The 14,090-nt window shown below is 30.3% G+C and carries 11 protein-coding genes; 7 read left to right on the top strand and 4 right to left on the bottom strand.

What is annotated here, in order from left to right; all coding sequences use genetic code 11:
- Together Q0352_RS10395 and Q0352_RS10390 are read right to left on the bottom strand one after the other, a co-directional pair.
- On the bottom strand, positions 1–1,912 hold a 1,912-nt coding region (locus Q0352_RS10395; RefSeq protein ID WP_299527233.1), incomplete at its 3' end, for a hypothetical protein.
- Positions 1,913–2,089: 177 nt separating this feature from the next.
- Complete coding sequence (locus tag Q0352_RS10390; protein WP_299527232.1) at positions 2,090–6,028, bottom strand: reprolysin-like metallopeptidase; 3,939 nt, start codon at positions 6,026–6,028, stop codon at positions 2,090–2,092.
- A gap of 150 nt (positions 6,029–6,178) precedes the next feature.
- Here Q0352_RS10390 and Q0352_RS10385 point away from each other — a divergent pair, with 150 nt between their 5' ends.
- Genes Q0352_RS10385 through serS form a run of 3 tightly spaced genes read left to right on the top strand, consistent with a single transcriptional unit; the run spans position 6,179 to position 9,001 of the window.
- Complete coding sequence (locus Q0352_RS10385; protein WP_299527231.1) at positions 6,179–7,120, top strand: bifunctional riboflavin kinase/FAD synthetase; 942 nt, start codon at positions 6,179–6,181, stop codon at positions 7,118–7,120.
- Positions 7,121–7,138: 18 nt separating this feature from the next.
- The gene (locus tag Q0352_RS10380) at positions 7,139–7,672 is read left to right on the top strand and encodes a hypothetical protein (protein ID WP_299527230.1); all 534 of its coding nucleotides are present in this window, start codon (positions 7,139–7,141) and stop codon (positions 7,670–7,672) included.
- A gap of 54 nt (positions 7,673–7,726) precedes the next feature.
- The gene (serS, locus tag Q0352_RS10375; protein ID WP_299527229.1) at positions 7,727–9,001 is read left to right on the top strand and encodes a serine--tRNA ligase; all 1,275 of its coding nucleotides are present in this window, start codon (positions 7,727–7,729) and stop codon (positions 8,999–9,001) included.
- Here the strand turns inward: serS and Q0352_RS10370 are convergent.
- Positions 8,994–9,134: a hypothetical protein gene (locus tag Q0352_RS10370; RefSeq protein WP_299527228.1), complete on the bottom strand. Its 141-nt coding sequence runs from the start codon at positions 9,132–9,134 to the stop codon at positions 8,994–8,996. The two genes, serS and Q0352_RS10370, sit on opposite strands and share 8 nt — an antisense overlap.
- A gap of 137 nt (positions 9,135–9,271) precedes the next feature.
- Here Q0352_RS10370 and Q0352_RS10365 point away from each other — a divergent pair, with 137 nt between their 5' ends.
- From Q0352_RS10365 to mgtE, 4 genes are read left to right on the top strand one after another with little or no spacing between them, the layout of a single operon-like run.
- Positions 9,272–11,047 (top strand): tetratricopeptide repeat protein, encoded by a 1,776-nt coding sequence (locus tag Q0352_RS10365; RefSeq protein ID WP_299527227.1) that lies wholly within the window; start codon positions 9,272–9,274, stop codon positions 11,045–11,047.
- 15 nt (positions 11,048–11,062) lie between these two features.
- Positions 11,063–11,395 (top strand): DUF4286 family protein, encoded by a 333-nt coding sequence (locus Q0352_RS10360; protein WP_299527226.1) that lies wholly within the window; start codon positions 11,063–11,065, stop codon positions 11,393–11,395.
- A 3-nt stretch (positions 11,396–11,398) separates the two neighbouring features.
- The gene (gene rsmA / locus Q0352_RS10355) at positions 11,399–12,175 is read left to right on the top strand and encodes a 16S rRNA (adenine(1518)-N(6)/adenine(1519)-N(6))-dimethyltransferase RsmA (RefSeq protein WP_299527225.1); all 777 of its coding nucleotides are present in this window, start codon (positions 11,399–11,401) and stop codon (positions 12,173–12,175) included.
- Positions 12,165–13,517, top strand: a complete 1,353-nt coding sequence (gene mgtE, locus Q0352_RS10350) for a magnesium transporter (RefSeq protein ID WP_299527224.1) — start codon at positions 12,165–12,167, stop codon at positions 13,515–13,517. The genes rsmA and mgtE overlap by 11 nt, the downstream gene beginning before the upstream one ends.
- Here mgtE and Q0352_RS10345 read toward each other — a convergent pair.
- Positions 13,514–14,044 (bottom strand): RNA methyltransferase, encoded by a 531-nt coding sequence (locus Q0352_RS10345; RefSeq protein ID WP_299527234.1) that lies wholly within the window; start codon positions 14,042–14,044, stop codon positions 13,514–13,516. The genes mgtE and Q0352_RS10345 overlap by 4 nt on opposite strands.
- Positions 14,045–14,090: the final 46 nt, after the last annotated feature.

Genomic DNA, 14,090 nt, shown 5'->3' with positions numbered 1-14,090 from the left:
CAGTAGAACAAGAAGCATACAGATTATTAGTGATACGAACATATATAGTTTGTCCCCCGGAAATATTATTAGAAAATGAAGTAGGATTAACAATTGGATTTAAATATGCTAAATCAGAAAAATACGAAATTGTAAAATTAGAAGCGGACTGTCCATTTAAAATTTCAATTTCTTTTTGTGTTAAATCAAAAGTCTCAATGCCATTGGTATCTGTCCCTACTAAATTTGAATCACATTTTTCTAAAACTGCTATTGTTGAAGGAGGAGTTGGAGATTCAAAAACAGTAACATTAACAGCTAATCTAGTTGGGCTTTCACATCCATTTACAGTTTGAGATGCGTAATAAGTAGCGCTAGTTAGTATATCCGAATTATTTAAAAGGTTTCCTCCTGAAAGTGCATCATACCATAAAATAGCATTTCCAACCACTGATAACCCTGCTATTGATTTATTTTCAATATCACAAAACGTTTGAATAGTAGCTCCGGAAGGTGAAGCTGTATGTTGAACTGTTAAAGTAACTGGAGTTCTACTTGCCGTTGTGCATCCATTTTCAGTAGCATCAACATAAAAAGTTGTTGTATTAATAACTGAAGGATTATAATTATTTCCCGTAGCAATTGGTATCCCACTTGTTAAATTTGTATACCAGTTAATTGTTCCTGAAGACGACATTGCAGTTAAAGTTCCTTGACCTGAACCACAAATTTGAGTACCTATTGCTGAGGTTATTGTTGGAATATTATATATTGTTGCTATTACTGGAATTCTAATACCTTCTTCACATACGCCATCTGAAGAGGCTACCGCATAAAAAGTAGTAGTTGTATTTATGATTGGTGTTGTGAAATTTGTGCCAGATCCTAATCTGCTTCCTCCTGTAAATGAGTCAAACCATAAAATTGAAGCACCTAAAGTCGCTGTAGCTGATAATGAAACTGTACCTACACCACAATTTGATTCCCCGGTAATTGAACTAATTTCAGGCACACTAATTTTTGTGCTCGCAGAAATATTTAATATTGGATCGCCTGGCATTCCGCCGTACTCAACTATGTAGCCTTTAGGTTGAAAATCTCCTGAAGATGCTCCTGTATTACTTAAATCGTTCCAAGAACCTAAAATTCCAACATTTGGTGCAGTTATATGTGCATAATCTTCATTACCAGATTGGTTTGGTTCGTTACTATTCCAAAAGGCATAATTAGGTGTTGAACCATTAGCTAAACCATTCCAAAACACAGTTCCATTTTCAGGTCCAGTAACCCATTTCCAAACACCTTCTGTTGCAGCATCACTACCACCAATCCATCCTGCCCCAGATGCCTGTTCACCAGTTAATTGCGCTTCTTCTGGAGATGTAATTGTTGCTAAATATCCTTGTAAACCATAATAGTATTTTCCCTCTGCAGCTGTTTTCGCATTGGTCCAAGTAATCCCAATATTTTGCACATATTCATAATAATGATCAGAAGATGGTAAATAATTAGCTTCATCAATAGTAAATGAAAAATGTTTTTCTCCAGAAATTAAATCTGAATTACTTTCAAAAACAACATCTTTTACTGCTAAAATTAGATCAATATATGCTGTATTTGATGTAGTTAATGCTGTTAAAGTTAATTTTCCTTCACTTGAATTCCATGAAGTTGAAACATTTGGATGAGTACCTGTTAATCTAAGTATATCTTCAGTTCTATTATAGTTTTCTGAAATTTGTATAAAAATGGCGTCAATTTCTTCAGTTCCAGGAATAATATTAAAATCTGTAACAACATTTTGTTCACTTAATGGACAGTATAATTGATTTCCAAAAGCTGAAATTTCTGGTGGAGTTTGAGACCAACTATCAACACTAAGAAGCATTAGGAATACCGTAACAAAAAAAGTTGTGTGTTTTTTAAATAGCATTAAAATTTAATTGTTTTTACTTTGTAAAAGTAGCTAATATTAGTATTAATATTTAATGTGTAATTATATAATTTCATTCATTGAAAGTACTCGTTTAAAACAAAATGAGATTACACTAATAAGCACAATCTCATTTCATCAAAAATATTGTTCAATAAAGCTTAATGCAAAACTACATTAATTACTTTTTAAGACTTTTAAAACAACCGGCTTATCTAAATGTACTTTAACAAAATACAATCCTGTAGGTTGATTTTCAATATTTAATTGAACTTTACCATAAACAATTGGGTAGGTTTTTACTGAAACTAATTGTGACTGTATCGTATACAACTCAATCATTACTTCTTTTTGAGCTACTGGTAAAGAAATTTTAAAAGCCCCATTACTTGGATTTGGATATGCTATAATTTCATCCAATAGCTCAATAGTTTTACTATAAATTCCTTCACAAGAAACTGCTGATTTAACTTCAACAATATCTCCATGTTTTACATCAACATTAAAGACTGATGAACTGGTTTTAATCCTTTCTTCTCCATTTACATAAATAGTAAATGGTGCTGTTCCTTGTTCTATTTCTATAGAAGCTTTCCCTGATGAAACACTTGCTTTACCAGAAATAGTAGTACCTTCAATTATTTCTACAGAGTAGCATTGTTCATAACTTTCTCCTAAAACTGAAATACAAATAATATAAGTAGCTGGAGGTAAATTATCTAAATTAAAACTAGTAATGTTTGTAAACGTAGCATCTGGAGTTCCATTAATTGTAGTTGTATAGGTATAATTTTCAGTTGCAAAAATCGAAATTTCTCCGTTGTTTTTATCTGGACATGTTTCACTAGTTACAATTACTTCAAAATTATCGAAAGGTAAAATAATACAACCTGTATCGTCAACTGTTGAACCTATAGGTGTAGCAGAACAAAGGTCAACTGCATTATCAACTCCATCATTATCATCATCTCCATTTGGAGTTAAATCACATACATCTCCTTGTCCATCTCCATCTGTATCTAACTGATCTGGATTTGCCATATCAATACAATTATCAACAGAGTTATCAATGCCGTCATTATCATTATCACTAGGTAAATTAACACCGCAAATTTCTATACTCCAATTATCAAATGTTCCAATATCCGCAGCCCCTCCATCTACAACCTTTAAAGTCCAATTACCTAAAGATTCTTCATTATTTAGATTCAATAAATTTCCTTGTGGTAAAAAGATTCCTGTGTATGGTGCTACTTCAGAATTGATTGATTTTATTGCTGAATCATCAAAAACTGTATTAGTATAGTTATCACCTTCATCATCTCTACTACCTACTAATACAACAGATGTACCACTTGGACTTATTAATGTTAACGTTAAATCTCCAATCCACGGGTGTGTAATATTTACAGTAACATTAACATCAGTAATCATTTTGTTTTCTGCACTATTAATTATTGAACTTATACCTGTAGTATTATTATCTGGTATACTTAAAGCTGCGCCAGTAGAAAAAATAGAACCACAAACTTCATTTGCAGTGGTAAAATTAAAGAACGTAGAGAATGCACTTTCTCCACAATTATTTATAGCCTTTACCCTCCAATAATAAGTAGTATTTAATTGTAATGTTGTTGGTATGTAAAAATTTGTGTTAATTATTGCAGATTCAATGATGGTTGAAAAAGAATTATTATCTGAAATTTGTAATTCGTAGTTCAATGCATTTACCTCACTATCCCAATTTAATGTATATGGCCTTAAAACACTCTCTGAATTATTTAAAGGAGAAACTAAATTAGGTGTATTAATTGTTGATGAATAAACATCTAAATTAACTACAGTATTTTTCGCAGTTGAAGATGATGTTCCAATAACAGAAATAGTATGTTTCCCTATATCATCATTCAAAATTCCACTAACTGTCATTTGAACAGTTGTATTGTCTGCTGTTGCTGTATTTGGGACAAAACTTACAGTTGTTCCTGCTGGGTGTCCGGTAGCTGAGAAAGTTGTAGTTTCATTAAACCCTAAAAATATATTATAGGTGAAGTTATAAACAACATTGTTTGGACTACAAGTTTCTTCGCTATATGACGAGAAATTCATAATAAATTCTGAAGTTTGAACTGTTATAGTTCCTGCATTTATAGCGTAAAAAACATTCCCTATACTTTCAATTTTTACTCTTCCTGATGTGATTGGATTATTTGGAACCACAATGTTATACGATCCATTATTAGCAACATTTGAAGCCAAAGTAATAGGATATGTTAAACCATTATCTTCAGAAAGTAAAATATTAACAAATGAACAATTTATTGGTGAAGCATTAGTATTTGACACATCCCAAGTAACTGTTTGCGCAGTACCAGCCTCCCAAACAACTGCCGTTGCTTGTGAAGTAACTTTAAAAGGGCCTGAATTACCATCTACTGTTATTGTTGTTTCTTCACTGGCAGTTTGCCCAACTCCCATATTTCTATCTCTTACAGTTACGCCAAACTTCATAGTTCTTTCAACTGAAGGTAAAACCTCCCAGGTAGTTGATAAATTTCCTGCATTAACAGTACTTTGTCTAGGAAAATATCGCGTCGAAGAACTTGTTGGTGTAAATGATCTAAAAGCTGGCCCACCCGTAGCAGTTGATGCTAAAGGGTGTGCTGTAACTTCAGTATCAAGTTGTTCCCATGTATAAGTTAATGCATCACCATCCAAATCCGAACCAGCAGCATCTAATACAAACGGTGTTGAGATTGGAATTGTATAATTTAACAATAGGTCTAATGTTGGTGTATTATTACTAGCCGAAGTTTGTGCTCCGCAAGTGCTATTTCCCGTAGAAATATTGGCCCACATTTCTCTAATACTTACTAAATGAAAATAGGCATCGCTACTTCCTTGAACATTATATGGAGCACAAAGACCTGCATATGCCATAACAGTTGAACCACTTCCAGGTTCAATAGCAGTAGCATTATTTCTGTTTCCGCCACCACAACCTCCTGCATCACTATTAAAAGTATGATTAGCTCCAAATTGGTGTCCCATTTCATGTGCTACAAAATCAATAGCATATGGATCACCAATAGGACTGCTTAATCCCGTAATTCCTCTAGCTTTACTTGATGTACAAGGTGATCTTAATTGTGCTAAACCACCACCACCAGTACTAAAGGTGTGCCCAATATCATAGTTTGCTGATCCTATATTTGCGTCAATTATTGTCTGACTTTCATTTATTAATACATCTCCATCATTATTGGTGAAATTATCAGTTGCAGCATCCAAAAATATAATATCAGTATTATTAGCTACAAGTATCATTGTTAAGGCTACATCTCTTTCAAAAACCTCATTTACTCTTGTTATTGTTACTGCAATTGCAGAAAGTACAGCTCCCTTTTTTACTATATCTGTTGCTGTAGCTTCTATACCTTGATTATTTATATGAAATTGAGAATATTCTCCTGTAGTAGCAACTGCTAATCTAAAGGTTCTTAAAATTCCATCATTTGCATTATCAGTTTTTGCGCTTATGCCTGTCGTTTCTATTTTTGTTGATTTTGAAAATTCCTCAACTTTACATTCAAACTGTTCAGCAACTGGTAAATTTTTCTTAGCATAGGAAATATATGTTCCTTTATCTAAAGTATAAGGATCTATATAAAGCATCTCACCTGATTTTTGAGAAATCATAGCATGTAAACCTAACGAGGTTACACTAAATCGAACAGTAGAAGTTGGGTTGTCAATATTTTTTCCAACATATGATTTAATAGTTGGATATTTTATTTGAAGACTTTCTTCCATAATTGGAACTTCAAAAACTTCATACTTTTCAAATTCTCCATTTTCATTCGGAAAACTTATGACAGTACTAGATTTTTTTAGATTTCCTCTTCTTTTTGGTGTATTAACTAACTTAGTTTTAAGGGTACTTAAATTTAATTCAAAAACATCAAAATGCGTTGGAATCGATTTCCTTTCAATTTTTTTAGTTGTACTTTTCTCAAATGAAGAAGTTTTAGACCAAAAATTATCTGACTCTTGAGCTTTTACTGAAAAAAATATTAACACTAAAGAAAGCGTGAAAACGATTTGTTTTATATTCATATGTTTCATAATTAATTTAATTGGAGGAGTGTTTTAACTACAAATATAAAATATTTTATCTCCCTAATAATTAATATCCACCGCAAAACACTTCTTTTAATTAAAAAAAGTATTTTTACAAATATATTATAACCAAACTTATTTTTCATTTTGGAGATTTTTAACGATTTATCTACTTATAAATCAAATAATAAAACTTTTGTTACCATTGGTACTTTTGATGGTATACATATAGGGCATCAAAAAGTAATTAAAAACTTAGTTGAAAGTTCAGCGTTAAACGGCGCTAAATCTGTTTTATTAACATTTTTTCCACATCCAAGAATTGTGTTAAAAAAAAATGAAGCAATTAAACTAATAAACACTATTGATGAAAGAGTTAAATTATTAGAAAAAATAGGATTAGAAGTTTTAATTATTCAACAATTTACTGAAGAATTCTCTAATCAAAGCGCTTTAAATTTTGTGGAAGATATTTTAGTAGATACCTTAAAAACTTCCAAGCTTATTATTGGTTACGACCACAAATTTGGAAAAAATAGAGATGGTAATTTTAAGCAATTAGAAGCATACGGGGAAATTCATAATTTTAATGTGCAAGAAATCTCACAAAAAGAGATAGGTAATTCTGCTGTAAGTTCTACAAAGATTAGAGAAGCTATTAAAAGTGGAAATATTGAAAAAGCAAATAAGTATTTAGGGTATCATTTTATGTTAACGGGCCAAGTTGTTAAAGGAAAAAATTTAGGCGAAAAATTAGGGTTCCCAACCGCAAATTTACACATTAAAGAAGCGTATAAATTAATACCTAAAACTGGTGCTTATGTTGTAAAAGCTGAAATTAATAATGAAACAGTTTTTGGAATGATGAATATTGGATTTAGACCAACTGTTAGTGGTAAAAACCAAACTATTGAAATACATTTTTTTGATTTCAACAAAGATTTGTATGGTGCAACAATTCAAATTGATGTGTTAAAATTTTTACGTGGTGAACAAAAATTTGAATCGGTAGAATTACTTAAAAATCAACTTCAAAAAGACAAAGAAAAATCATTAGAGATTATAAGTGGTTTGGTATTTGATTCTTAATATTTGTAAATTTAACTCATGAAAAATATTATTCCTTTCGTTTTTATTCTATTAGCATCGTGCAAACCTTTAAATTTCACGTTGAATGAAACTGTTTTTAAAAAAACTGTAAATTGTCCAAACAATGGAGAATGTTCTATTGAATTAATTCCAAATAAATCATTAGAATTTAAAATGGATGAATTTGGTAATTCATATCCCATAATTTCTGAAGGTGAAAGAATAATTTTAAAATACACCTACAATAGAAATCCTGTTCAAAATACACAAGACAGCAATTATACTGAAATTGTGTATGCTGAATTAGATAAAACAATTACTGAAATTTTGTTAACTAGTGAAGAGCTTCAAACTATAAAATTATATTTTGGACGTTTGTGCTATTGCAAAGGAGAAACTGGTTATTATCCAATTAAAAATGGGAATTTTAAAATTGAAAAATCAAGTAAAAACACTGTGAAAATTGATATTGAATTTAGCATAAAAGAAGTACCTCAAATAATTTCAAAAATAAGCGAAATCGTTTCTTTAAAATCAAATGCAAGTAATTAGCTTGTTTTCACTTCAATTTCTTAAATTTGCCTTTCAATTTAAAGGAAAATAGTAATGTTACAAGTAGCTTTTATTAGAGAGAACAAAGAAATTGTTTTAAAAGGTTTAGCAAAAAGAAATATAAAAAATGCTGAAGAATTAGTTGCTAAAACTATTTCGGCAGATGAAGAAAGAAGAGCTATTCAAACAGAGTTGGATGCTATTTTAGCTGAATCTAACAAATTATCGAAAGATATTGGACAGTTATTTAAATCTGGTGAAACTCAAAAGGCTGATATTTTAAAGAAAAAAACAGTTCAATTAAAAGATAAGTCGAAAGATTTAACAGAAACTCTTCAAAATAAAGCAACTGAATTGCAAGAATTATTATACCTAATTCCTAATATTCCAAACGAAATTGTTCCTGGAGGAACTTCAGAAGAAGACAATCAAAACATTTTTCAAGAAGGTGAAATACCAACGCTACATAAAGGCGCTTTACCACATTGGGAATTAGCAAAAAAATACGACATCATAGATTTTGAGCTTGGAAATAAAATTGCAGGTGCTGGTTTCCCTGTTTATAAAGGAAAAGGTGCAAAATTACAACGTGCATTAATCAACTACTTTTTAGATAAAAATACCGCGGCTGGTTATGAAGAAGTTCAGGTACCCCTTTTGGTAAATGAAGCTTCTGGTTTTGGAACTGGGCAATTGCCAGATAAAGAAGGGCAAATGTATCATGATGCACAGGATAATTTATATTTAATTCCTACTGCTGAGGTTCCTGTAACTAATATTTTTAGAGATGTTATTTTAAAAGAAGACGAGTTTCCAATTTGTAAAACTGCTTATACACCTTGTTTTAGACGTGAAGCTGGTTCTTACGGTGCTCATGTACGTGGTTTAAATAGATTGCATCAATTTGATAAAGTAGAAATTGTTAGAATTGAACACCCAACAAAATCATACGAAGCATTAGATAGTATGGTAAATCATGTAAAAGGAATTTTACAAGAGTTAAATTTGCCTTACAGAATATTACGTTTATGCGGTGGTGATATTGGATTTACTTCAGCTTTAACATATGATTTTGAAGTGTTTTCAACAGCACAAGATCGTTGGTTAGAAGTTAGTTCAGTTTCAAACTTTGAAACATTTCAAGCAAACCGATTAAAACTTCGTTTTAAAAATAACGAAGGTAAAAGTGAATTAGCGCACACATTAAATGGTAGTTCGTTAGCTTTACCACGTGTTTTGGCTGGTTTATTAGAAAATTGCCAAACACCTGAAGGAATTAAAATTCCAGAAGCTTTAGTACCTTATTGTGGTTTTGAATTCATTAATTAGCACTAACTGTAATCATTTTTTTGTAATGATTCATTTCAACTAAGGCATCAAAATATTTATTTATTTGTCCTTTTTGCATGAATTTTAATGCTTTGTTTTTTGCAGTTTCGTATTGTTTGATTAATTCTTTCATTTTTGTAAAATTTAGTTGTTCATTTTTATATAGACAACATCCGTGCCAAAATGTTACAACACTTGATAGCCAATACTTATGTTTTATAAAAACTTTAACACTTGTTTAGTTATCTTTGATTGAATAAAAAATAGTAAATGAGAAACATTCTATTCATATTTTTATGCTATTTTTCTTTGCAAATCTATGCTCAGGAACCACAATTGGCATTTCAATATTTTAGGAATGGTGACTATGAAAAATCAGCATCAATTTATAAAGTTTTACACGAAAAACATTCTTATAATACTACCTATCTCAACTATTTAATTGATTGTTATCATCAATTAGAAAGTTTCAATGAGATAACTAGAATTGTAAATAAACAATTAGAAAAATACCCAAATCAGGAATATTTATATATTGAATTAGGGTATAGTTATCAATTACAACATTTACAAGATAAAGCAAATTTATATTATGAAAAAGCGATTTCAAGTATTGAAAATTTACCAAATTCAGGTTATTTAGTCGGGAAAACTTTTCAAGACAATCATTTATTAGATTACGCATTGCGTGCCTATAAAAAGGGCATGGAGTTAAACTCATCTGTAAATTACAATTTTCAAATAGCGTTTATTTATGGTGAGAAAGGGGAAATTGAAAATATGTTTAACACTTATTTAGAGTTGCTTTCTAAAAATGAGAATTATATTCCTACTGCAAAAAATTATATTGGCCAGTTTATAACAGATGATTCAGAAAATGAACATAATGTTTCCTTAAAACGATTGTTATTAAAACGCTTGCAAAATAATCCACAAAATAGTTGGAATGAGCTATTGAGTTGGCTTTTTATGCAACAAAAAGAATATATTAAAGCACTTGTGCAAGAAAAAGCATTGTATAAAAGAAATTTAGGTGATTTAAAAAATATTTTGGAAGTAGGAAAAATTGCATTTGAAGACAACGATTATGAGTCTTCAAAAAGCTGTTTTAATTATGTTTTAGAAAACACTTCAAATTTAGAAACTGAATTAATATCAAAATTGTTCCTATTAGAAATTGATATGAAAACAAATGCTTCCATTGCTGCAATTGAAACTCAATTTCAAGCACTTTTCAATCAATATGGAAAGAATAGCAATACTATAAACATACAAGGAATTTATGCTGATTTTTTAGCCTTTAAGGCAAATGAACCAGAAAAAGCTATTTCAGTTTTAAAAGAAGCCTTAAAGTTGCCAATTAACCAATTTGAAAAAGGAAATTTAAAAACTAAACTAGCTGATATTTTAGTGTTTACTAGCAAGTTTAGTAGTGCATTAATTTACTATACGCAAGTTCAAAACGACTTAAAAAATCATACAATTGCACAAATAGCACGTTTTAAAATTGCACAGACTTCTTATTTTAAAGGTGATTTTGATTGGGCGCAATCAAAATTAAAAATACTAAAAAATTCCACCTCTCAACTAATTGCAAATGATGCATTAGATTTAAATTTATTAATAACAGACAACGCCGTAAAAGACAGTTTAAAAATAGCTTTAAAAACTTATGCTATTGCTGATTTATTGTCATTCCAAAATAAAAATCAGCAAGCAATAGACACATTGCAAATAGTTTTAAACAATTATAAAGGGCATCCTATTGAAGATGAATCTTTATTTAAACAAGCTCAATTGTTTGAAAAAATAAATCAGTTTGAAAACGCTGAAAATAATTACTTGCAAATTATAAATATAAATAAAGATGATATCTTAGCCGACGACGCACATTATTATTTAGCAGAATTGTATTTAAATAAGTTAAATAATACAGAAAAAGCGAAAGAATACTATCAAAAAATTATCTTTGAATATCCGTCAAGTATTTATTTAGTTGATGCTCGTAAAAAATTCAGAAAACTAAGAGGTGACGAAATAAATTAACACTCCAAAAAAATTATGTATATATATAACGTAACTACTAATATTGATGAATCTGTTCACGCTGAATGGCTACAATGGATGAAAGTAAAACACATTCCTGAGATGTTAGCAACTGGCAAATTTAACAATGCCAAAATGAGTCAGGTTATGATTGAAGAAGAAATGGGCGGAGTTACCTATTCTGTTCAGTACACAACTGATAGTTTAGAAAATTTACAAGAATATTATAAAGAAGATGCTCCCAGATTACGAGATGAAAGTATGCGACTTTTTAGCGGTAAATTTGTTGCGTTTAGAACCGAATTAAAAGTAATAACTGAACAATTTAGCATGAGTTTCAAAAACTAATTTATGAGTGTAAGAGCAAAAAAACACCTTGGGCAACATTTTTTAAATGATGAACTTATTGCAGAACAAATTGCAGATAGTTTAACTGGAAATGGCTACGAAAATGTATTAGAAATTGGCCCAGGAATGGGTGTTTTAACAAAATACTTGCTCAAAAAAAAATATACAACTCACGTTATTGAAATTGATACAGAATCTGTTGAATATTTGCAAGCTCATTATTTAAATTTAGCAAATAGAATTATTTCAAAAGATTTTTTAAAAATTGATTTATCTGAATATTTTGGAGAGGAACAAGTTGCAATTATCGGAAATTTTCCTTATAATATCTCCACACAAATTTTATTTAAAACGTTAGAAAACAGACATCAAATTCCTGAATTTTCAGGGATGTTTCAAAAAGAAGTTGCCAAAAGAATTGCAGAAAAAGAAGGCAGTAAAGTATATGGAATTATCTCTGTTCTTACGCAAGCATTTTATGATGTAGAATACTTATTTACAGTTCCACCAACCGTTTTTAATCCACCACCAAAAGTAGATTCAGGAGTTATTAGATTAACCAGAAAAGAAAACCACACGTTACCTGTAGATGAAAAATTATTTTTTAGAGTTGTAAAAACTGCTTTTCAACAACGAAGAAAAACACTTCGAAATAGTTTAAAAACATTGAATTTATCCGATAGTTTAAGAGAAGATGTTATCTTTGCCAAACGTCCAGAACAACTTTCTGTTCAAGAATTCATTAGTCTTACTTCTAAAATAGAGAAAGATGCAGTTTGAAATCACAAAAGAATACATTCAAGAACTTCAACAATTAATTGCTGAACAAAATAATGATGCTCTTTTAAATTTATTAAAAGAGGTGCATTATGCTGATATTGCTGAAATTATTGAAGACTTAGAAACTGAAGAATCTATTTATTTAATTAAATTATTAGATAGTGATGTCACTTCAGACGTAATTACTGAATTAGATGAGGATACGCGTGAAAAAGTTTTAAGAGGACTTTCATCAAAAGAAATTGCTGAAGAAATTTCCGAATTAGATACTGATGATGCAGCAGATATTATTTCTGAACTTACCAATGAACAACAGGAAGAGGTAATTTCACATATTGAAGATTTAGAACACGCAAAAGATATTGTAGATCTTTTACGTTATCATGAAGATACTGCCGGAGGATTAATGGCAAAAGAGTTGGTAAAAGTTAATGAAAACTGGAATGTACTTACCTGTGTTAAAGAAATGCGTGCGCAAGCTGAAGAAGTTTCACGTGTTCATTCTATTTATGTAGTTGATGACAATGATATTTTAAAGGGAAGATTGTCTTTAAAAGATTTATTAACAACCTCAACAAGATCTCCAATTAAAGACATTTTTATAAAAAATGTAGATTCTGTAAATGTGAATGCTGAAGCTGCAGATGTAGCCAGAATTATGCAAAAATATGACCTAGAAGCTATTCCTGTAGTTGATGAAATTGGTCGACTAGTTGGTAGAATTACTATTGATGATATTGTTGACGTTATTAAAGAAGAAGCTGAAAAAGATTACCAAATGGCTGCAGGTATTTCACAAGATGTTGAAGCTGATGATACTATTTGGCAATTAACGAAGGCACGTTTGCCTTGGCTTATTTTAGCACTTTTTGGGGGATTTGTTAGTGTTTCTATTTTAGGTGGATTTTCAACGGCTATGGTAAAATACAAAGAACTGTTCTTTTTCACTCCTTTAATTGCAGCTATGGCGGGAAATGTAGGCGTACAATCTTCAGCAATTATCCTTCAGGGATTGGCAAATGACAGTTTAAGAGGTTCCTTATGGAATAGGCTTCTAAAAGAAGTGATGCTGAGTTTACTAAATGGATTAGTATTAGCTGGTTTGCTAATGTCGGCCGGAATGTATTTTTTAGGGTTTGAATTAAGAGTTGGACTTACAGTAGCAATTTCTTTAGTTTCGGTAATTATAATTGCATCTATTATTGGAACTTTCGTGCCTATTATACTAGATAAAAGAGGAATAGATCCAGCTTTAGCTACTGGCCCATTTATTACTACAAGCAATGATATTTTTGGAATTTTAATTTATTTTTGGATTGCTAAAATGATTTTAGGTTTTTAATACCTAAACTTTTTAAATAAATCCCATAAAACTACACCAACACTTACTGAAATATTCAACGAATGTTTGGTTCCAAACTGCGGAATTTCAATACAATAATTTGAAGCTGAAACAACTTCTTGTTGTACACCTTTAACTTCATTTCCAAAAACAATTGCGTATTTTTGATTTGGTTGAATGTTGAAATCTTGCAGCATTGTACTATTTTCAGCTTGTTCAATTGAGGCTATTAATACATTTTCGTTTTGTAATTTCTCAACTAAAGTAAACGTATCTTCAACATATTCCCAAGCAACAGATTCTGTTGATCCCAAAGCCGTTTTATGAATATCTTTATGAGGTGGTTGCCCAGTAATTCCACACAAATAAATTTTTTCAATTAAAAAAGCATCACTGGTTCTAAAAACAGAACCAATATTGTTTAAACTTCTAATATTATCCAACACAACAATCAAAGGAATTTTATCAGTTTGCTTAAATTCCTCAACATTCAACCTTCCTAATTCACTATTTTTTAATTTTCTCATCATTAAAGCTTAATTGATAACTTGTAATTCTAAATTCGCAATTGAT

This window comes from uncultured Lutibacter sp., from assembly GCF_937891065.1.
Lineage (GTDB): Bacteria > Bacteroidota > Bacteroidia > Flavobacteriales > Flavobacteriaceae > Lutibacter.
This window is presented reverse-complemented; position numbering and strand designations above follow the sequence as displayed.

Bases quoted from the DNA above. Each gene is read 5' to 3' on its own strand.
- Q0352_RS10390 (WP_299527232.1), bottom strand. From the start codon at position 6,028: ATGAATATAAAACAAATCGTTTTCACGCTTTCTTTAGTGTTAATATTT.
- Q0352_RS10380 (WP_299527230.1), top strand. From the start codon at position 7,139: ATGAAAAATATTATTCCTTTCGTTTTTATTCTATTAGCATCGTGCAAA.
- serS (WP_299527229.1), top strand. From the start codon at position 7,727: ATGTTACAAGTAGCTTTTATTAGAGAGAACAAAGAAATTGTTTTAAAA.
- Q0352_RS10370 (WP_299527228.1), bottom strand. From the start codon at position 9,134: ATGAAAGAATTAATCAAACAATACGAAACTGCAAAAAACAAAGCATTA.
- Q0352_RS10365 (WP_299527227.1), top strand. From the start codon at position 9,272: ATGAGAAACATTCTATTCATATTTTTATGCTATTTTTCTTTGCAAATC.
- Q0352_RS10360 (WP_299527226.1), top strand. From the start codon at position 11,063: ATGTATATATATAACGTAACTACTAATATTGATGAATCTGTTCACGCT.
- rsmA (WP_299527225.1), top strand. From the start codon at position 11,399: ATGAGTGTAAGAGCAAAAAAACACCTTGGGCAACATTTTTTAAATGAT.
- mgtE (WP_299527224.1), top strand. From the start codon at position 12,165: ATGCAGTTTGAAATCACAAAAGAATACATTCAAGAACTTCAACAATTA.
- Q0352_RS10345 (WP_299527234.1), bottom strand. From the start codon at position 14,044: ATGAGAAAATTAAAAAATAGTGAATTAGGAAGGTTGAATGTTGAGGAA.